The organism is uncultured Aquimarina sp., assembly GCF_947496855.1.
Lineage (GTDB): Bacteria > Bacteroidota > Bacteroidia > Flavobacteriales > Flavobacteriaceae > Aquimarina.
Window position 1 is genome coordinate 1201154 of record NZ_CANMED010000001.1, and the last position, 23225, is coordinate 1224378.

The window sequence follows — 23225 nt, forward strand, 5'->3', positions numbered from 1 at the left end:
TTAAACATCCTTTTTCACAAGTCTTCGTTATTTTTATTTAAACACTTCTACAAATAATGCCATCCATCGAAAAGATTTAAAAAAAATTAATGTTTCACCAGTTTTATTGGTTTCCCTTTGTTATCAAAATTGATGAAATACAGGCCTGAAGATAAATTGGAAGTATTAACATTTTTCTCTTCGCCTTCTTTAAGTAATTTACCTGTGGAAGAATACAATCTCCAATAGTTGAATTTCCCGCTAAGATATACTTTGTCTTTGGATGGATTAGGGTAAAGTCGTATTGTGTTATCTGGATTAATAATATCGCCTACAGATAAGACATTTTCTGCGATAATAATAGTATCATTAGCATTGGCAAAATTACTATCTCCATCAACTGACATAAAAATTAATAATAACAATTGATGTCCCGAGGGCAGATTCTCGGTTAGAGGTATATCCGTATCATCGTCAAATTTATTTGGGACAGTATATTGATATGTTAGTGTTCCTGTATTATCCGCCGTTCCAGGAATTGATGTTGTAAATGTACTAGTATTAACTGTAGCGCCAGAGCCATCCAACTGTCTAACTTGAGTAGCTACATAGCTTAGATTTTCTTCTGCGTTATTTATAATCTCTGTGTTATAGGTGACATTTATATCCATGACTTGGCCGAATTCTACAACAGGATCCGAAAAACTTCCTATAATAAAAGATTCTCTATTATTAAATGTGATCATTCTGTCTCTTTGAATATTACTTCCTGATCTGATAATATCTTTTGAGAATTCAAAACTTTGCAAAGCACAACTACTTACAAATCCTCCGTTATCAGAAAATGTTACACTCACAATGTTATCTCCGTTCAATAACAAATCATTAGATACAGGCACCTCTAATATTCCAAAAAAACTATTTCTGTCATTTTGATCATCTCCTCTATAATCTGATGGAACTGTTGTACTATTTCCATTAACTGAAACCATTGGGATCCTGTTCTTATCCTTATCTCTTCCAATTCCTAATCGTATAACACCTTCTCCAAAACTTCCTATGGATACATTAGGAATAGTAAAATTAATCGCTGTATTTGCAGTAATAGGTTGCTTGTAAGTTGTGGCATACGTTTTAATTTCAGCAGACGACTCGTTGATTATAACAGGTGCGTCAAAAATATATTCAATTATCATGCAGCCTTCTTTATTCACTGTGATATTCTCAGGAACTTCGGACATCAAAATGGTGTCTAGTTTTGGAGTATTATCCAAACCCAGATACAAATGTTTTACTTTTACACCTGTTACTAAATTTCCATTTAATCCAAACTCATTAAGCTGCACATTGAGGTTGTTTTCATCGATATTATTAAGAATGAGGTAGGCGTTATCATCATTAATGTATGCGTCCACCATTATATCTGGATCAGTAGACTTTGTATCTACTCTCACACCTTTTACATCTGACCACAACTCATAGAATTTAATATATTCTGACCAAACCCAATCTCCTGAGTAAGAACTAGGTTCATTTTCTTTCCTCATCATTCTCCAATAATAAGGCACTCCATTATTACTAAAATTACCAAATCCCCATTCTGCTTTCATTACTGTAAATGGAATTGTTTTTTCGATTACATTAGCCCGTTCCATAAATTGCATTAACATAGAAGATTGTGCTTTCAAGAAAAGCCAGTCTCTAAAAGGAGACCAAGGTTCATTATACCAATCATGTAGTTGCGACCCGTACTCAGAAATAACCCAAGGTTTAACAGTTCCATATACAATAGTATTGTAATGCTCTATCATATCCATCGTAGCCTCCATATTACTACCTTTGCGATATTGCTCTAAACCTCCACCAATACCAGGAAAATCATATAAATGGATTGAATAAAAATCCATTTTAGGCCCTACTTCATCGATAAAACGTTTCCATCGTTCTTCCCATTGTCCAAATGGAGATGTATCGATCCTTCCTAACTTTTCTAAATTCGGAAAAGCTGTTGTAAATCCTCCAACTTTAGTATCAGGAGAATATTTTTTTATTTCATCAGCAACAGAAATATGCATTCTAAAAATATCGTCAATAGTTCCTCCGCCATGTAAATTAAAATCAACAAGTGGCCAAACAGGTTCATTCATAACTTCTACCCAAGTTGGTTTAATATTTCCCGTTGTTCCACCAGTTCCGTGAGAATCCCTAAGAAAACGTCCCATATATTCTCCGGTAGCTGTTCCAAAAGGTTCTGAAGCCGTATCTGTTTGTGAAAAAAACCATCCTTGTCCAGTTGCATTATTGCCATTAGGATAAAAAGGTACATCCTGAGCAGCTGTCATTAAGCGACCTTTCTCATACGAATGTCTTATAGTATTATTGGCATAATTATTTTTTGATTGATCACCTTTTACAGTAATATCGCTAGGACTTGCAAATCCTATTCTTGCAGGATCTTCTATCACTTGACTTGATTGAAAACGCATCCTACCCGTTTCTCTCCCAAAATATACATCTAAATCATTAATAAGATATTCCATCTTATCTAAGTCTCCATTAAAGTCGTTTTCACTTGGATCGGAATGACAAGTAATAAATTTTTCTCTATCGAAAGAAGTAACTGCATCAATAGTATGATTAACATCAAAATTAACATCAACATTTACCTGTGACCACAATTTACTAAAACCAAAAATGACAATTGTAATGACGGTTATTTTTAAGTGAAATTGAGAGTGTCTTATTTCTTTATTCATAGTAAAAAAAGGTATCTATTTAAAATATTATTATTGAAAGGATTTATAAAGCTGATTAATACTAGTATCCAAATTAGATTTTGAAGAACTTTCCGATACCTTTTTCTGTTTCTATAAAATAACTACCAGTTGTTAACTCTTCTACATTGATTGTTTTTTGCGCATTTATAGATTTTATTATTCTTCCAGTTATATCAATAATCCTATATTCTTTTGAAACAACATTATCATTAAAATGTATTATATCTTTTACCGGGTTAGGATAAAAAGCCGTGAAATTTTCTTTCGTATCAAAATCACCGATTGATAATGTAGAATCAACAGTGACCGGCATATTATCATTTACAAACCCTCCATCATTGTTATAAGACATAAAAACAATCATTAAATATTGATTCCCTGTAGGTAATGCTGAGGAATTAGGTGCTGTGTCGTCTACAGTATAATTGAAAGTAACATTAGACTGGCTATTTGGTTGTTGCCCACCACTCTCATTTATAGGAAATATTTGATTATAGTCTTTTACAATATTAAAAGAAGCATCAACTTCTCTTAATAATACACCTACATAGAAGAAATCTTCTGACCCTGAATCATAAGAAACATCTAAAGTTATAGTTTGGCCTGGAGTCACAGCCGCAATAGGGTTGTTCCAAACAATAGATTGAGAAATACCAATAAAACCAGTAAACAAAAAAGAAATTAGTGTAGCTTTTTTCATAATATTAACATTTTTAGATTAGAAAAACACGTTGCATATCTGAACTAATACCCTCTCACAAGCTCAATTGATGTCGGAAAAAAATAGCTTGAAAAAATATTTCTGAAAAAAAATAACTCTAAATACACAAAGAATTATAAAATTAATATTTAATAAAATGAACAAGCAAAAACCAAACTAGACTAAAACTGAACTATGAAAAAAAAGAACAAAATTCTACTTTTATCATAACAAAACTTTAAAAAAATTATGGTTTAATTGATTAATTTTAAAAAAAGTAAAAAAAATGTAATGAATACATAAAACCATAACTCATAGGTTATGTTTATGTAAATAAATTCTTTTCAAATCTTTAAATACTAAAAATATAAAAATCTAGTTATTATGCATTGTTCAATAGTCTTTCATAGCAATCTGTAACAACTACAACCTCTCTATTAGTTTTATTATCAAAACACAAATAGTCGTTGGTATTTATTAAAGAATCAGGCAAAAATTTAACGGTTTTATTCATAAAAACTCACTCGTCTATATTTTGTCTAGTTGTTTTTTTTTTAATAAAACTTTAAGCTTAATATGTTTGTTTTGATTATTTGGATGAATTAGGTTCAAAAAAATGAGAAATCATTAACGAGTATTAAATTTCACTTAAGTTTCTTTTATTATTTATGAAAAACAAAAAAACAATTAAGAACAAAAAATATCATTGGTTATTGATATGTATTTTGATGCTATATTCTATTAGTTCAAAAGCACAAGAAGAATTTAATCTTACCGGAACAATTACTGATGAAAGTAATATGCCTCTATTAGGAGTAAACGTATTGATACAAGGAACCAAAAAAGGTACAGTTTCTGATTTTGATGGAAACTATGCTATTAAAGCAAATAAAGGGGATGTTTTAGTGTTTTCTTCAGTAGGTTTTATAAAACAATCTTTGGTCGTTGGAGGTTCAACAACTATGAATATCGTTTTGGCACAGAATAGTCAAGAATTAGAGCAAGTAGTTGTAATAGGATATGGAACACAACGTAAAATTGAAGTAACAGGAGCTGTAAGTAATGTTACTGCTGAAATTATTTCAAAAGCTCCGGTATCTGATGTTGCGGAATCGTTACAAGGACAAGTAGCAGGTGTAAATATTCAGGCAAGTAGTGGTAGACCAGGAGAAGAAGCGAATATCCAAATAAGAGGTGTAGGTTCTTTAAGTCCTGGTTCCTTGGGGCCACTTTTTGTAGTAGATGGAATTCCTTTTCAAGGAAATCCCAATATAGCACCAGAGCAAATTGAATCTATAGATATATTAAAAGATGGAGCTTCTGCTGCTGTCTATGGCGTAAGAGCTGCTAATGGTGTAATTCTAATTACTACAAAAAAAGGTAAAACCGGACAGCTTAAAGTTGATTACTCAACTTATTTAGCTGTTCAAAATATCACTTCGGGAGTACCTTTAATGAATACCAACCAACAGCTTTTTTCTGATCAAGCCATTAATGATGCTGATGGAACTGTAAACAACACGTTCTTTTTAAACCCAAATGCTCTTGATTTTGAAAGTGACTTCGTTGGAGACGTTCAAAATGATAATGCGCTTATACAAAACCATAATCTTAACATCTCAGGTGGTGTTGGAGATTTATCACTAAACATTAATGGATCCTATTTCGATCAAGAAGGTGTATTGATAAATTCTGGATTCAATCGGTTAACAACAAGAATTACCGGACAATACAGAAAAGAAAGATTAAAAATATTCACAAGTATAGCTATTACAGATGAACTTAGACAACAGGAGCCTTTTGCTCTTTTAGAACAAGCAGTTGCCCAAAAACCTTTTCAGCCTGCTATTTCAGATGTGGAGCCAGTTAATGGAGTAGTTCAGCTAGGCGTAGGTAGTGGTCAGCCCGAATTATTAAGTTTTTTAACCAGACTTCTTAACGATGTTGATGAAAGGCGAATAAAAAGCTCTAATGTTGCTTTTAGCTTAGACTATGAAATTCTAAAAGGGTTGACATATAAAATTAACTTAGGTAGAAATACTTGGGACTTTAGAAGAAAGTTTCTAAGGCCACAATACTTATTATTTAATGTTAATGGAGATTTTGTACCAGGTGCGTCAAGAGAGGATGCTATTTTACAAGAAAGCTTTATTTTAAATCAAAGAAGTACCGTTGAAAACTCTCTGAATTATAATCTTGATATAGGAAATCACAACATCAAATTGTTAGCTCTAGCATCTTACGAACAATTCGATACAAAAACTGTTAATACTGGGGTAATTGGACTTGCCAGTAATGATACTGATGTTTTAGGACAAGGACAAGAACCAATTAACCCTAGTGGATTTGATAGTACAAATAAATTAAGCGGCTTATTAGGTAGAGTTCAGTATAATTTTGATGACAGATATCTATTATCAGGTAGTATCAGAAGAGATGGATCATCTAATTTTGCACCAGAAAACAGATTCAAATTATTTTATGGACTTTCTGTAGGTTGGAACATAAGCGAAGAGCGGTTTTTCAAAAATGCCAAACTTGACTTTATAAATAATTTTAAATTTAGAGGAAGTATAGCAGAAGTTGGAAATCAAACTGTTGCTGGGACAAACCCAACACCTTTTATACCAACAATAGAGTCAGGAGTTAATTTCATCTTTGGTTCCGAAGAAAATCTGGCATTCGGTCAAATTGGTAGACGTATTGTAGATCCAAATATCCAATGGGAAACCAAGATATCTAGAAATTTTGGCCTTGATTTATCCATGTTTAGGAATAAACTTAGTTTTACAGCCGATTACTATATAAATGATAGAAAAGATCTACTTTTAGAAGAAAGACTTCCTCCCTCTACGGGAACAAGTGCTCCTAGAGATGATAGTTTTAGAAGTAGAATCATTAATGCAGGAAACTTAACGAATCAAGGGCTTGAACTTTCTCTATCTTATAAAGATGAAACGACATATGGATTAAAATGGAGCGTTTCAGGTACTTTTACTCGAAATGTTAACGAAATTACTGATCTTAATGGAACAAGAAGAGGTTTTTCTGGAGGAGTTCCAATATTTACAATAGGAAATGCTGACAATACTACTTTTTTAGCTGAAGGATTTGAAGCAGGTTCATTTTTCTTACTACAAAATGAAGGTGTAATTCAGACGCAAGAAGAATTACAAGCATATCAACAAATAGTACCAGATGCCAGAATAGGTGATATTGCTTACATAAACCAACCTACTTTAGATACCAATGGTGATGGAATAGCTGATACTGCAGATGGTACTATTAATGATGATGACCGGGTTTATGCTGGCTCAGGACAACCAGAATTTGAAGCTGGTTTTAATCTAAATCTTGAATATAAGGGTTTCGATTTTTTTATACAAAATTACTTTTCTTATGGCGCAGAAGTATATAATGGAGCACGACTAGCTGCATATGTATATGGTAGACATGAAGAGCAATTTGGTCAATGGACACCTCAAAACCCAAATTCAAATATTCCAGCAAGAAGAGCAGGTTTAGTAAGCACTAGCACAAGACCAAGATCAGACTTTTTCTTAGAGGATGGATCGTATTGGAGAATTAGAAATATCACTATAGGGTATTCAATTCCTAAAGAAAATTTACCTAATTTATTTACCAAGGTCAGAGTTTATACAACTTCCCAAAACCCTTTTACTTTTACAGATTATAGTGGTTTTGACCCTGAAATAGGTGGAGACGGGATCTTTACCAGAGGAGTAGATCAATTATCCTATCCTGTTTCGAGAAGAATTCTATTTGGTGTTCAACTTGGTTTTTAAAATATACTTATACAATTTTATTATGAAAATTAAAAACAACTTAAATACTTACATTACTTTCTTCCTTAGTATGATACTACTGACAGGTTGTGAGTTAGATGTAGAAAATTCTAATGCAATAACCGAAGAAACTTTTTGGAGAACTCCAAATGACTTTGATACAGCATTAACTACAGTATATGGTGCTCTTCAATTTCAAGCCGTTAGTGGATCAGGACTTGCTTTTGAGATGATCGTAGGAGATGAAGCTGGCACTGAAAATTTCTATCGTCAAATCGAATTTGCTACTTTAAACTTTGGAGATGCAAGCGAACAAGTGGTAAACAAATGGAATGAACTATACATTGGAGTTTTTAGAGCCAATCAAGTTCTCGAACAACTCCCTAATAATATCGAAATATTTGATGACATTGAGGAAGCTAGATCAATTGAAGCACAAGCTCGTTTTTTAAGAGCTTTCTATTATTTTCAATTAACGCATACCTATGGAGGTGCCGTCATTAGAACTTCTGTACCTAGAACTGCAGAAGAGATAGCTGCCCCTTTTAGTTCAATAGAAGAAGTTACAAATCAAGTAATTATACCAGATCTTATCTTTGCTAAGGATAACCTCCCGCAAGCTTGGCCTTCATCTCAATTAGGAAGGGTAACTTGGGGAGCGGCTACCGCATTATTAGGAAAAACGTATTTATACTCAAAACAATGGACACAAGCAGTAACAGAGTTTAGAGAAGTAATAGATTCTAATATTTATAACCTTGCTCCTAATAATCTAGACAACTTTTCGCATTTAACTGAGTTTAATACTGAATCTATTTTAGAAACTCCTTATTCTACAGAATTCAATCCAGGAGCTAATGGTAATGTGGTTGATAATAATACTTTTGAGACCGGAGCCGAAGCAAGTGGAATTGCACCATCTATCGGACAGTTACAGTTTGGAGCGTTTAATGTAGTACTACCAACTTATTTTCTTCACGAACTTTTTGTAAGAGACGAAATAGACACCAATAATCCTATCAATGATGGAAATATTCAATCCAAAAGAATGGGTGCAAGTATTGTTCCTGTTGATGGTGACGGCTTATATTATGGATTACCCATAAATGACAAACCAGGATGGGTATTTGGCCAAAGTTCTTATGCTAAAAAATATTCTAACTGGTATCATTTAGGAAATGAAGATGGAAATAGTCGTTCTGAAATTAATTTCAGGCATATACGCCTTGCAGATGTTTATTTAATGTATGCAGAAGCTGTTCTGGAAGCAAATGGTGATGTTGACACCGCTATCGAATTTATTGATAGAATTCGAAGAAGAGCTGGAGTTATAACGCTAAGAGATTATATTATTGCCAATGGAGGTTTTCCGCAATTTCACATAAGCGAACAAGTAAATGGTACTCAACCTTTTGTTACTGCATCAGTAGCATCAGTAATGACTCATTTAAGAAGAGTAGAGAGGCCTTTAGAACTTTGTTTTGAAGGGCATCGATGGAAAGACTTAGTAAGGTGGGGTATTGCTGGTAATGTCCTAAATGAACTGTTACAAGATGAATTATGGAGAATTCAAAATCAAACAGGAATTTTGGATGTTATTGTAAATCCAAATGTACCAGGGAGTGGTGTCGGAGTGGCTCCACTATTTATAAGAGAAAAGGTAAGACCTGATTTTGGTCAAGCAAGTCAAAACTATAACGCCTCCATTCATAACTATTTCCCTATTCCTGCTACAGAATTACAAACAAACGATCAAATTGGTAATTAAAATTTTTATGAATATGAAAAAGCTGTTAAGATATATGATAATCCTTATAATTAGCACTATAGCTATTATAAGTTGTCAGGATGATGATGTAGACATCAATGTTCCTAGTCAAAGAGTTATTTTTACCTCTGAGCAAAGTCAAGGTAATCAAATCCGATTAAATTCTAATCTTACTTTTGGAGATGTCTCAACAGGAGTAATTTCCAGAATTTGGACCTTCCCTGAGGGTGTTGCCAATGTAACAACATCTAATAGTGATGTTGTAAAAGCTGTTTTTACAAGGATTGGAGAACATAATATTACCTTAAACCAAGTCTTCGAAGAAGATGCTTATGTTGATGGCCAGTTACGAGGACGTGAATTAGATACAACTATTGTAGTCCGAGTAATCGAACCTATAGCGATAAATCTTAAAGGAAATTATATCAATCCTGACGGGACTATTGGAGCAGCATTAGACATCAGTAATAATGCTGAAAATGAAGTAATAGCAAGTAGATCAATTCGATATACTTTTGAACTTACAGGAGAACCTCAAAATATTGATTGGACACTTGATGGTGGAGATCCTGAGACAGCTTCTGGAGTTAATGAAATTGATGTAACTTACAAACGAATTGGTTCTTATGACATTGATGTCGAAGCTAATACCAATAGACCGTTAGGAACTGCAGTTTCATCTTTTACAAACTTAATAAAAGTAATTCCTTCTACAGATCCTGTAACTCTAGATAGAGTAACAGGGAAAAGAGATGGGACTTTAGCGTTGGAATTTAGTAGAGAAATGGATGAAGCAAGTATAGTAAGTGATCAGTTTTCATTGAGTATAGAAAACAACAGTACTTCCATTCCGGCAACTATACAAAGTATAAGGCTAGATCCTTCAGAAAAAAATGTTTTATTAGTTTCATTAATCGGAGATTTGATATACATTGATGATTCTGTAACGGTATCATATACTGCAGGGTCTTTATTTACAACCGATGGCGTACAAGCTGAAAGTTTTGTAGATATTTCAATGGATTCTTTTGAGCAAGGAGAAAACATATTAGAATCAACCACTGTAGATTTCAGTTTTGAAAACTCTACGAATGACGATAACTGGCCGTATCAATTTTGGGGAGGCATCTGGGAATTATATGACTTTTCTATAGATTTTTCTCGAGCAAAAACAGGAACGAGAAGTGGTGTTGTTAATATGCAAGCCAATGGGGGGATGATTATTGGACATACATCTGGAACATTTCCTTTAGAAGCTGGCCAAGGATATGAAATAGGAATATGGTCATATGTAGAAAATATAGGAAACACTCCGGGAGGATCTAATAATCCAGATTTAAGAATCTATTGGACTCCAGCTACAAATTTCTCTCTTGGACCAAATCCTGAAATCACCTCTTCCTACCCTACCAACCAATGGGTATACAGTTCTATTGTAGTTACGGCTACTGAAACTGAAGAAAAACAATTTCTGATCAGAGGATTTAATGAATTTAATAATATGCCTATCAAAATTTTTATTGATGATTTATTTGTAAGCAAGGTTAACCTTAGACCTTAACATTAATACATTAGCCAATGTAAGCGCTTATTATTAGATAACAGAATACTTCTAAAAAAAAGAGAAAGAAACTCGTTAGTTTATTATCCTTTAATTGTGATAATAGAAATCTATTTTTCTACTAGCTTTCTTTCTCTTTTCATTGATTATATAACAACAATCATTAAAAAGAATACATCTCAGCTAAAAATCAAGTAGCAGTTCTCTATAGAAAAAACATTCTATTTATATCAAAAATATAATATGAAAATCTTTAAAATTTTAACGGTTACTCTTCTCTTTTTTATCTTAAGTTGCAAACAAGAGGATGATGATATTTTAATACTTGAAAACCCCAATGTTTCAGAAGAAGAGGAGGAAGAAACAGAAGTATTAGGATCAATTCCTGTTTTATCTGACTGTTTGTTAGGAGACATAAACTTATTTGATACGCCAGTAAATAATGTAATAGAAGAAGTTTCTTTAGCGGAACAAGGAATGAAGGATTGGAAAAGAATTGAAGAATTATCAGATGAATTCAATTATCCTGGAGGTAAACAATCTCCAGAATTCCAGAACAAATGGCGTTTAGGATATGTAAATGATTTTCAACCTTTACCCACCGTTTGGACTGGCGATCAGATTTCATTTGAAAATGATATGGTTAATACTGGTAATCGCGTATTGATTCTTCAAGCCGTAATTGACGAAACCGGAAATGAAAAACGATTACGTTGTGGTATGATTTCATCAAATGAAACCAGTAGTTATCCCCTATACCAAGAAGCAAAAGTAAAAATAAGTAATTCTCAATTAGCAAATGCAGTTTGGATGATAAGTAAGGATACGCAATTAGAAGAGATTGATAATCTCGAAGCGTATGGACCAAGAATCAGAGTTGATGGTCAAGAATGTGACCGCCCCTATTTTGCTAACAGAATACATCTAAGTCATCATACCTTTAAACAAACGAACTCAGAAAGATTTGATTACCAACCACAAAAAGACACTTGGATGTCTCGAAAAAATGATGCTAGTGATTGCTCCAGAGACAATGATGTAGTTTGGAGTGAGCAGTTTCATATTTTTGGAGTTAAATGGGAGAGTCCGACAAAATTAATTTACTTTATAGATGGAAAGAAAGTAAAAACCTTAAATGGATTAAGAGAAGAAGATACTATAGATCCAAGAGGATATACTACTTGTGGTGATGGTCTTACCAGAGAGATGCATATGCTAATAAGTCAGGCTGCTCAACCTTGGAGATATGAAAGTGTTGATGCATTTTGGAATAGTGATGATGTAAAATCAGGACTTCATACCAAAATGATGGTTGATTGGATAAGAGTTTATTCACCAAATGGTCAGTTAAACAAACTGGAATGTAATTAAAACCCTTGTTAATCACATATTTTTTCACTCCCTTTATCATATAGATTTTAAAAAGAATAAATTTTTATAGTATAACAGAAAATGAAATTTAAGAATCAAATTTACCAAAGAGTAAAGGAAATCCTTTTGCTATTGATATTTTTCACCTCGTCATTTATTATTAATGCACAATCAAAAGATTTATATTCCTATATTAAAAACAATAAATTAAAAGACAGAATCTGTTTTGCAATGTATACTGTTAATGAAAAAAAACTCAAGTTAACCGCTCAATTTTATCCCATTAAAAACTATGAACCTTTTGAGGCTACACTAGAAATTAAGCAACAAGGTACATGGCAAGAAATTGCCAAAACAGATATTATCTATCCGGGATACACTGCACCGTTTAGCATAGAAAACTGGGATGATACTAAAGAAGTAGCTTACCGTGTTGTATACAATGAAAAAGCGACTTATGAAGGTATCATTCGAAAAAACCCCTTGGATAAGGAAGATTTTGTAATGGGTGTCCTTTCATGTAATTCCTCATTTGCCAGCCATGGAGGAGATATTTCTCGAAATGACATTGTAGATAATTTCAAAAAAATAAAACCTGATCTATTATTCTTTGCAGGAGATCAAGTTTATGAGCATAGCGAACACCTAATACATTGGTTAAAATTTGGTCGCGATTTTGGAGATATCACCCGAAATACTCCTACCGTTTGTATTACCGATGATCATGATATTGGTCAGGGAAATATCTGGGGACAAGGAGGAATTAAATCAAACTCCAGAAGAGGTGTTCACGGAGGTTATTATATGCCATTAGAGTATATAAAAGAGGTAGAGAGAGCACAGACTAGTCATCTACCAGATCCTTATGACCCTACTCCTATCAATAGAGGGATTGGCGTATATTATACAGATCTAAAATGGGGAGGAATAAGTTTTGCGATTTTAGAAGATAGGAAATTTAAATCTGGTTTGACTAAAGTAACAAATCAAAACCCAGATATTTTCAAGAATGGTCCAGCAGAAACCTTGTTTAGAAAAGATCTGAATGCTAAGAAATTAGATATTGAAGGACTTTCATTACTTGGAAAAAGGCAATTAAACTTTTTAGAAGATTGGACAACTGATTGGGAAGGTAGTCAAATGAAAGCAGTCCTTTCACAAACCATATTTGCTCAAGTAAGTAATTATACAGGAAAATCTACTAATGAAGTTACGCAAGACTTTGATAGTAATGCTTGGCCTCAGTCGGCAAGAAATAAAGCATTATCCATTATTCGTAAAAGTTTTTCACCAATGATAGCTGGAGATCAGCATTTAGCTTCTTTTGTTCAACATGGAATTGATGATTGGGGAGATGCGGGTTTTTCTTTTGCCACGCCTGCAATAGCTAACCTATGGTTACGCTGGTGGAAACCATCAAAAGAGTCAACAATCGATAGCAAAAGTGCTAAAAACTCACCTAACTATACTGGTAGATTCTTAGATGGTTTCGGGAACAAGATGACCGTTATGGCTGTTGCAAATCCCACACAAAACGAAATTAACAAAGGAAAACTTTTATCCACTAGAGCAGCTGGAATTGGTATCGTAAAATTTCATAAAAGTAATAGAACTATAACATTTGAATGTTGGCCAAGAAACGTGGATATTACAAATCCAAACAGTAAGCAATATGAAGGGTGGCCTGTAACAATTTCTCAAACTGATAATTTTAAAATTAAACAAGGCTATGAGCTTCCATTATTATCAATTAATAAAAAGAATCAAATAGTAACCATTAGGGATAGCTATACCAAAGAATTAATTTCTTCTATTAGAATAAAAGACAATAAATTTCAACCCAAAGTTTTGAAAGAAGGGGAATACGATATTGAAATAGGAGAAGAAAATAAAAAAACACACCTCTATAAAATTTCCTCTAAAAAAAAGAATACAGAAAAATTAGAAATCAAATAAGTAAAACAGCCATTTTTATTTTATAATTGATAATATGAAGACAAAAGTTTTTATAACCAAGATATCGAATCTAAAATTATAAAACCAAATAGTACTAGTTTAACTACATTAGAACAAGTGGTTTTTCCATCCAATATGCTAAGTCAATTTAAGCAAAATATGCTTAAATTGACTTTATTCAAACCTTATTTCGGTTTAAAATTCATCATTATTAAGCTCTATTTTTTAATAATAATTCATTAAAAAAGTTAAAAAAATTACAAATACACAGTTTTAAGATTCCAGAACACTGCTTTGTCTAATTATAATCTAGTTCATTTAGAGCGTATTTTAGCATTTGTCCAGTTTTTGTCTACATACTTTTAGATATACTAAACTAAACTACCTGTAATTTTATAATAATATGTACGACGTCTAAACTTTATTGAGAAAATGTTTAACTGATTACTCTTTTTAAGGTTGTTTATGTTCGCTAGTTTTTACAAATCATAAGTTCTTCTTTCTAAAACCTCCCCTCTAATTTTTTAAGGACGAAGGAACGTGACAAATTCTAAGGAATCCCTCTGTTTTTATAATCTTCTAAATTTAGTAGATGATACATACTTAGGAAGTTTTGATTCCCTTGATCGTGAATATCGTACAGTTTTATCTAACTAATTAATTGTAGCTATGAGCTCTTTATCACGAATTATAAAGTATGTTTTTGCAGAAGAACAAACCCAACTTTACTTTAACATTTTTTTTAAACAACTTTCTGCGTACCATGGTTTAAGAAAAAATAAACCTGTCTTTGGTTTGATGTACCGTAAAACACCATTCAAAACTACCGTTTTGTAATATCAGTACCATTTCAAAAATAAAACACAAACACCTGTTAATCAAAATAATATATATTTATAAAACTATGATCTATGCCTGTTTTCGAAATTTTTGATTACAGATAAATATTAACAAATACACAAGAATTTTTACAAACTCAATCTTTCTAATTATGAAAACAACCAATTTCATTATTTTATTAGGGCTCTTACTGCTATTACCTGTAGCCAATAGAGCCCAGAACGTCGAAGTCGACGTGAATGTCGATATTAAACACTCTGTAAATGGAGTTTCCGATTTTGGCAGAGATCGACATATTGTTGCACATTCCAATCTCTATGAAGGAGATTGGGACGGAGAAGCCGACAAATTAAAATATTTTGTCGATGATTTAGATGTTTATTTTGGCCGAGATAATGGTCTAGCATCTTTTTTGTTTGCTTATTCTCCTGCAGACCCCGAAAGACCTAATAAGCATGATCCAGATAGCTTAACCGTAATGTTGGATTTCTGGAAAGGATGGCACGATGATAGACTGATCACTGAAAATAGGGTGCAATTTAAGGACAAAATACAGAGTATGGTAATGGGTACTAATCCTCACCCTACCTATCCTACATTATCATATTTTCCTAATGGAATAGCTGGTTCTCAATGGGGACGGGAAAATAACGCTACATGGATTACTCAAGATATTGAAACCTCTGCTGATTGGATCGTTCAATATATGGATGAATTCTTTTCTACTGGTGCGGGAGATCCTGGACAACCAATGCCAGAATACTGGGAAGTAATGAATGAACCTGACTTTAAATTAAATACAGGTCAGTTTATGATGTCTAGTTGGGAAGATATTTGGGAATATCACAACTTAGTTGCCTTAGGTGTTAAACAAAAGCTAGGTAACAGAGCTCCCAAAATCGGTGGTATGACTTGGGGGTCTCATGATCTATTCAATAACGATCAATTCTCCCGTTTTCAAACTGTAGATTATGTAGATAATTTTTATGGCAATACACCAGCAGATGAGATTGCTAAAGCTTATGCAAGAAGTCAAGTAGAATCTCCTTATTTGGGTCAAAACTTCCCTTGGTTTCAGTGGGAAGTTATATGGAAAGGATTTATTGATGTTGCAGGAGCAAATATGGATTACTACTCTGTACATTTATATGATTGGCCTACTTATGATGGTCCAGGTGGGGTTACACGCTCAGGAAGCCATGTAGAGGCCACATTGGATATGTTGGAGACCTATGATGTTAATAAATTTGGAGCTCGTAAACCTATTATTATCTCAGAATATGGAGGAGTTAAAGGTGCTTGGGATTTCAAAGCACATGACAAAAGATATGATTGGGAAATCATGAAACCTTTCAGTGCGATGATGATGCAATTTTTGGAAAGGCCGGACTATATACAATTAAGTATGCCATTTACTCCAACAAAAGCACAGTGGGGCGATACAGATACCAATGGTGATGGAGTACCAGAATACTTCTACCAATACAAAATGATGAGAGATGATGATCAAGATGGGAATTGGGAATGGAGTGATTATATTAAATGGTTCGAGCTATGGTCGGAGGTAAAAGGTACACGTGTAGATACCAAATCTTCAGATCCAGATATCCAGGTAGATTGCTACATTGATGGTAATGATGCTTACCTAATTTTAAACAACCTCGAGCAAGTTACTAAAGGGATAAACCTAAATTTCTTTGGAAATACTCCAGGGTTACAAAATGTGTCATCTAAGCATTTGTACTTATCCGGTGTACGAGACATTAAATTAGACAATACTGATTTAGGAGGCTCGGCTCCAAGCAGTGTCCAATTAGCAGGTGATGGAACAATGATTCTTAAATATACCTATGCGAATGATGTAAATATTAATCAATCATCAATAGAGAAAAAGTTTTATGGACCAGATTTGAGTACCAACCAAAGAGTAACTATTCAGAACGGAGATAATACGTTCTTTGTAAACGGAGTTAATGTTCCACCAAATCCTGATCAAGCAGAAGCAATGCTGAGAGTAACGGCTAATTTATTCAACGACGATGATGATAAACCAGGAGGATTCCTTACTATTGATAAATTGCTTATTAACGGGACTGAAGTAGAAACACCTATTGATTGGAGAGGTGGAAGCCAATTGAGAAGTAGATGGTTCGGTACACTCGAGATTCCTATTCCAGCAAGTTTAATTCAAACCAATAATACGATTACGATTGACTTTAAACATGTTGGAGAAGTATCATACGTAAATTTATCAACGTGGGAATTTTCTAAAAAACCAGGAAGATCGGATGAAGGGCCAAGTGATCCTGATCCAATAGCCGTTACAGGAATTAGTATTTCACCAACCTCTGTTACCTTGGATCCTGGGCAAACATCTGCATTAGCGGCAACTATCATTCCAGCAAATTCAACTAATAAAACAATCACCTGGTCTTCTAGTAATAACTCCATAACTACTGTAAATGCTAATGGATTAGTAAGTGCGATAAATCCAGGAGTTGCAACCATAACCGCAACCACTCAAGATGGAGGATTTACAACATCCAGTAGTCTAACAGTCAATCCGCCTTCAAGTGGAGCTACATTGATCATAGAAGCAGAAGATTTCACAAACACAGGCGGAACCTTTGATGATGCTTTTGTGGGAGGTCCTGGACTAGGTGTTAACAGACGAGCTACAAATATTAACTATGTCAATAATGAAGATTGGGCGGATTATAACCTGGATGTAGCTGTTGCAGGAACATATGTGATAGATTACCTAATATCAACACCTTCTGATGGTGCGCAAATTCAATTATTAGTTGATGGTGCAGTAGCTACTACCTCTAATATCCCTAATAATGGGGCTTGGGAAAGTTATACTTCTTATGTTGATGGAACAGTGAACTTATCCGCTGGATCACATACCATTAGAATACAGGCTTCAAGCAGTGCAACCTGGCAATGGAACCTTGATAAAATTACGCTCACAACGGGTGTAGCAGTTCGAAGTTCAACTAATACTACAATAGATAAAGAGTTCGAACAAAACATATATCTATTTCCAAATCCTACAACAGGAAAAATAATTATACAAGGGTTAGACCAGGAAAAAGAACATCTAATCAGAATTTATGATATCAAAGGAGCTAAATACTTAGACCAGCTATTAAACACAGACCATATGATAGATGTGGAAAGCCTGAAACGAGGGGTGTATTTCCTTACGATAATCAATCCAAAACAAGGAAATAGAACTCTAAAACTAATCAAAAAATAACATCAAATTATTTATATAGTTTATCGACTAGCAAAACCACTATAAGATAATCAGACTTCAAAGCCCCAGAAGTCTGATTGCTTTAAGATTTGATAAACTATGTGATCATAAATTCTAAAACCGAATTGTTATAATTTAATTATTGTAAAAACAAGTGGTTTTTTCCATCCAATATGTTAAGTCAAACCTTATATGTTTTAAAAATACATTTTTCAGTTCTATTTTATCATAATTACTGATTAAAAAAGTTAAAAAATTAACAAATTAATATTTTTACAAGCTCAAAACTTTGCTTTGTCTAAATATAGTCTAGTCAATCTAGAGGGTATTTTAGTCATTGTACAGTTTTAGTCTATCTCTTTTAATGGTTATTTATACAGTTTTCCATTAATCTTGCTTAGATTTTTTATGATACAAAGCTCTAAAATAAAGAAGTTAGTATCTATAAAATATTTTGCTAGTAACTGATTTTTTTTACCTACTAATTTCCCTCCTGCTTTTAGGTAAACAAAATCATAAGTACTTACGTAGAATCAAATTTTAAACTAATTCCAATAAAGCATTATGACACTCTTTATTCAAGCTCTATTTGGAATTTAAGCTAAAAAATTCTACAAATCTAAATATAATCTTAAACCCTATTAACTAATCGTAAATCATTGTAAATCATGAATTTTTTAAAACACATTACAAACACCTCATTTGTAAAAAATCAAACTCAACTTATACTCTTCTTTTTTTTATGCACTTTTTCATCTTTTGCACAGGACTGGAATGGAATTCCAGTTCCTGCAAATGCTGGTCAAGGAAATGTCTGGGAACTTGAACAAAGATCTTCAGATGATTTTAATTATGTCTTTAACGAGACTAACCAGTTTTCTAATTTTGGCGATAATAAATGGTATAATTTTTATCATAATGGATGGGATGGCCCTGGAACAACCTATTGGCAGTACAATCATGTTTCTGTTGATGGAAATGATCTAGTATTAAGAGCTTCCAGAAATCCAAGTACAGCTAAACTTGGAGTTCCTGGAGTCAATGCTGCATGTATAACATCCAATACTAAAGTCAAATTTCCTGTGTTTGTAGAAGCCAATGTCAGTGTTGCAGATATTGTGCTTGCCTCAGATGTATGGCTATTAAGCCCGGACGATACTCAAGAAATTGATATTATTGAATGTTATGGTGGTGATGAGCAAGGAAATGAGTTCTTTTCTGAATTTATCCACTTAAGTCATCATTCATTTATTCGTAACCCTTTTACTGATTATCAACCTAGAGATTTTAATAGTTGGTGGGGCAGGTCTGATGTATCTGTTTGGGGCGAACACCACTGGAACAATGGAAATAGAAGATATGTTCGTATTGGTGTCAACTGGATTAGTCCATTTCATTTTGAGTACTACATCGATGGTGAGGTAGTTCGCGTACTTTATGACAAGGCTGTAGCAACAAAAAGAAATGGAACTTGGACATATGCGTATCCCACAATGACTAATGGTCAATTAGACTTTGATGCAAGTGGCTTTCAAAAAATGACTCAGTTTGCAACGAGCAACACATATTCCTTTCAAAGCTTACAGCAAGCTAGTAATACTTCTTCAGTTAGTATTATTGACCCTTTAAATTTTCAAGGAGGAAATGGTTTTACCAAAGAGATGGATATTATCATAAACGTAGAGTCTCAGGATTGGCATGTTTTAGCTGGACGCACACCTACAGACTCAGATCTAAATAATCCAGCTAAAAACAAAATGAAAGTCGATTGGATTAGAGTATACAAACCTGTTAACGGAAATACAAATGTCCCTGTTATTGGAGTAAACATAACACCTGCTGATCTAACTCTTGTAGCTGGAACTACTGGTAATCTAACAGGATCGGTAATACCATCCACAGCAACGGTAAAAACAATGACTTTTACCTCTAGTAATACTTCAGTAGCAACTGTTACACAGAGTGGTATAGTCACAGCAATAACAACAGGTACGGCTATCATAACAGCCAATACGACAGATGGTAATTTTACAGATACCTCTATAATTACAGTAACTGGAGGTTCTACAGACGATGGACAAACACCGTTTGGAGGTAGTCCGCATATGATTCCTGGAACTATTAATTCAGTACATTTTGACAATGGAGGGCAAAACATAGCATATAATGATACAGGATCTGGAAATAATGGAACGGGAATCAGACAAGATACTGATGTTGATACGGAAAACAAAACTCCAGCAGGTAACATCGGTTGGATTGCATCCGGAGAATGGCTAGAATACACAGTTAATGTGGCAACTGCTGGTACTTACACTATTGATGCTCAGGTAGCTTCTTTAAATAATAACGGAGCTTTTCATATTGAGTTTGATGGCAATGACGTTACTAGTATACAATCAGTAAATTCTACAAGCGGTTGGGGAACATTTGTTAATAAGAGAATTAATAATGTTTCACTATCTGCGGGTCAGCAAGTCATGAAAGTTTTTATGGATAGAGGTGGTTTCAATCTCGGAACAATGAATTTTACTGCTGTAGAAAGAAATAGTTCTTTAGTAATCGAAGCAGAAAATTTCATCAATACAGGCGGAACTTTTGATGATTCTTCTACGGGAGGTATAGGTTATGGAGTTAATCGAAGAGCTACCGATATTAATTATATTAATAATGGAGATTGGGCAGAATATACTGTTAATATTATTAATCCAGGATCTTATGCTATTGAATACCTTATATCTACACCTTCTAACGGAGCACAGATTCAATTATCCTTAGATGGTAATATAGTATCTACGTCGAATGTTCCTAATAATGGAGCTTGGGAAAATTATGAATCTTTTATCGACGGAGATGTTTATTTAACAACTGGACAGCATACCGTTCGAATACAAGCTTCGAGCAATACTATTTGGCAATGGAATTTAGATAAAATTATACTAAATATCGAAACAAATCGAAATCAACCTTCTAATGAGAATAAAAACCTAAATCAGCTGAGTATTTATCCAAACCCATCATCTGATGAAGTATTTTTAAATGGATTAAGTAGCGAGGTAAACTATCATATTCGCTTATATGATATTAAAGGAACAACTCACCTTAATACAACGTTAAATAAAGATCAAAAGATAAATATCGAAAACCTATCCCAAGGGATATACTTTCTTAGTGTATCAAATCCCGGAAAGGACAAGAAAACAATAAAACTCATAAAAAACTGATGAAACTTTTAAACTAATTGTTTGCCTCTTTTTTTTATAAACCCGTTTCTCTAATACTTTTTTTTAAAGTTTTAGAGAAACGGGTTTTAAAACTTCAAATTGAATTCTATCTAGATTAAGGAGATAATACCATAACTAAACCTGTGTAAATTAATAATCACATTACTCTGCATAAGGTTAAAACCAATTAAAATGAAAAAAATATTGACTTTTGGCGAGATTATTATGCGTATTTCACCATCTGGTAATAAAAAACTAATCCAATCAAATCAATTAGAATATTATTTTGGAGGTACCGAGGTAAACGTAGCCATATCTTTAGCACACCTTGGTAATAAAGTAAGTCATGTATCTACGGTTTCTGATGATTTTGTAGGAAAAGCTGCCAAAAGTTTTTTAAATACCTATGGCGTAAATACAGATTTAGTAACGAGTTCTAAAAGTCCTTTAGGATTATATTATTTAGAAGTAGGAGCTGTAATGCGATCCAGTACTATTTCTTATAACAGATCCCATTCTGCCTTTGCTAAAATAGATCCTTCTAATATAGACTGGGAAAAAGCCTTAGAAGGTTGTAATTGGTTTCATTGGACAGGAATTACACCAGCACTATCAAAAGGAGCATATAATGGGTTAAAAAAAGCACTTCTTATTGCTAAAGAAAAGAACGTTACAATATCCGCAGATCCAGCATATCGAAAAGATCTTTGGAACTATGGAATGAATGCCAAAGAAGCCTTATGCGAATTGTCAGCACTATCAGAAGTTTTTATTGGAGGACCTAATGAAATAAATGAATTATTAGGGACTGATTTTTCAAATAGTAAAGATGATTTTATAGAAAGTTGCAAGCATCTATTAAAAACATTTCCATATATAAAAAAGGTATTCGATAAAACTAGAGTATCTATTAATGCGAACTGGCACAAAATTAGATCTCGTATGTGGAACGGTAAGGATTTTTATGAGACAGATGAATTAGAAATAACACATATTATAGATCGTATTGGAACGGGTGATGCATATGCTTCTGGACTGATACACGGATTATTACACTATAACGATCAAAAAGCATTAAAATTTGCAAACGCATCTTGCGCATTAAAACATACTATTGAAGGTGATGCCAACTTAGTCAATGAAAAGGAAATTTTATCTGTAATGAATGGAAGTTTAACTGGAAGAATAAAAAGATAATAATGGCAAAATATACTAGATTAGAAGTTGCACAGACTATGGGAAATACTAAAATTGTTCCCTTATTTTATCATAAAAATATAACAATAGCTAAAAGGGTAATAAGAGCTTGTTACGATGGTGGAGCCAGAGTATTTGAATTTACCAATCGAGGAGATCATGCACAAGAAATTTTTTCTCAATTGGTAAAATGGACAAATATGGAACTACCCGGAATGATACTCGGAATAGGTTCTATTGTAGATGCGGGTACCTCTTCTATCTTTATTCAGAATGGAGCAAACTTTATAGTTTCTCCAATATTAAGTACTGATATGGCAAAAGTCTGTAATCGAAGAAAAATTGCCTGGTTACCTGGATGTGGAACTTTAAGTGAGATTAATTATGCTGAAGAATTAGGAGCCGAAATTGTTAAAATTTTTCCTGCAACCCAAATTGGAGGTCCCGATTTTATAAAAGCTATAAAAGCTCCCTGTCCATGGACCAATATAATGCCTAGTGGAGGAGTTTCTCCCAATGAGAATAATCTAAATAAATGGTTTACATCAGGAGCTTATTGTGTAGGCCTTGGATCTCAATTGATAGTCAAAGATGATGAAGGGAATTTTGATTATGATGCCATTGTATGTAATACTAAAAAATCGATTAAAATAGCTTCCGGTTTTATCTAAAGAATAAAAATTGTATTAAAACCTGAAATTTTGCTACAATATATTTATGTGAAAAATTATGTGAAATCTTACTACTCAGATTTTCTAAAATATGAGATCAAGCCTAGTAACTA

11 protein-coding genes are annotated in these 23225 nt (G+C 33.3%); 9 read left to right on the forward strand and 2 right to left on the reverse strand.

All coding sequences use genetic code 11. The features are described 5' to 3' along the window. Window positions 1–86: 86 nt before the first annotated feature. Together Q0921_RS05325 and Q0921_RS05330 are read right to left on the reverse strand one after the other, a co-directional pair. Window positions 87–2735, reverse strand: a complete 2649-nt coding sequence (locus Q0921_RS05325; RefSeq protein ID WP_299254316.1) for a T9SS type A sorting domain-containing protein — start codon at window positions 2733–2735, stop codon at window positions 87–89. A 73-nt stretch (window positions 2736–2808) separates the two neighbouring features. After that, complete coding sequence (locus Q0921_RS05330) at window positions 2809–3456, reverse strand: T9SS type A sorting domain-containing protein (RefSeq protein ID WP_299254320.1); 648 nt, start codon at window positions 3454–3456, stop codon at window positions 2809–2811. 668 nt (window positions 3457–4124) lie between these two features. Here Q0921_RS05330 and Q0921_RS05335 point away from each other — a divergent pair. The 9 genes from Q0921_RS05335 to Q0921_RS05375 all read left to right on the forward strand — a co-directional run bounded on the left by Q0921_RS05335 (window position 4125) and on the right by Q0921_RS05375 (window position 23112). Continuing rightward, window positions 4125–7262 (forward strand): TonB-dependent receptor, encoded by a 3138-nt coding sequence (locus Q0921_RS05335; protein ID WP_299254324.1) that lies wholly within the window; start codon window positions 4125–4127, stop codon window positions 7260–7262. 22 nt (window positions 7263–7284) lie between these two features. Then, a complete protein-coding gene (locus Q0921_RS05340; RefSeq protein WP_299254326.1) occupies window positions 7285–9030 on the forward strand; it encodes a RagB/SusD family nutrient uptake outer membrane protein in 1746 nt (581 codons plus the stop codon). A gap of 13 nt (window positions 9031–9043) precedes the next feature. Beyond that, on the forward strand, window positions 9044–10591 hold the full coding sequence (locus Q0921_RS05345; RefSeq protein WP_299254329.1) for a hypothetical protein: 1548 nt from the start codon (window positions 9044–9046) through the stop codon (window positions 10589–10591). Between the two features lie 243 nt (window positions 10592–10834). After that, window positions 10835–11962: a family 16 glycosylhydrolase gene (locus tag Q0921_RS05350; RefSeq protein ID WP_299254332.1), complete on the forward strand. Its 1128-nt coding sequence runs from the start codon at window positions 10835–10837 to the stop codon at window positions 11960–11962. A gap of 81 nt (window positions 11963–12043) precedes the next feature. Beyond that, entirely contained in the window at window positions 12044–13918 is a 1875-nt protein-coding gene (locus Q0921_RS05355; RefSeq protein ID WP_299254335.1) for an alkaline phosphatase D family protein, read from the forward strand. A 991-nt stretch (window positions 13919–14909) separates the two neighbouring features. Continuing rightward, on the forward strand, window positions 14910–18020 hold the full coding sequence (locus Q0921_RS05360) for an Ig-like domain-containing protein (protein ID WP_299254338.1): 3111 nt from the start codon (window positions 14910–14912) through the stop codon (window positions 18018–18020). A gap of 668 nt (window positions 18021–18688) precedes the next feature. Beyond that, window positions 18689–21244 (forward strand): carbohydrate-binding protein, encoded by a 2556-nt coding sequence (locus tag Q0921_RS05365; RefSeq protein ID WP_299254341.1) that lies wholly within the window; start codon window positions 18689–18691, stop codon window positions 21242–21244. A gap of 192 nt (window positions 21245–21436) precedes the next feature. Then, window positions 21437–22441 carry a sugar kinase gene (locus Q0921_RS05370; protein ID WP_299254344.1) on the forward strand — a complete coding sequence of 335 codons (1005 nt, stop codon included), beginning with the start codon at window positions 21437–21439 and terminating at the stop codon, window positions 22439–22441. A gap of 2 nt (window positions 22442–22443) precedes the next feature. After that, window positions 22444–23112 carry a bifunctional 4-hydroxy-2-oxoglutarate aldolase/2-dehydro-3-deoxy-phosphogluconate aldolase gene (locus tag Q0921_RS05375; protein ID WP_299254347.1) on the forward strand — a complete coding sequence of 223 codons (669 nt, stop codon included), beginning with the start codon at window positions 22444–22446 and terminating at the stop codon, window positions 23110–23112. Window positions 23113–23225 lie beyond the last annotated feature (113 nt).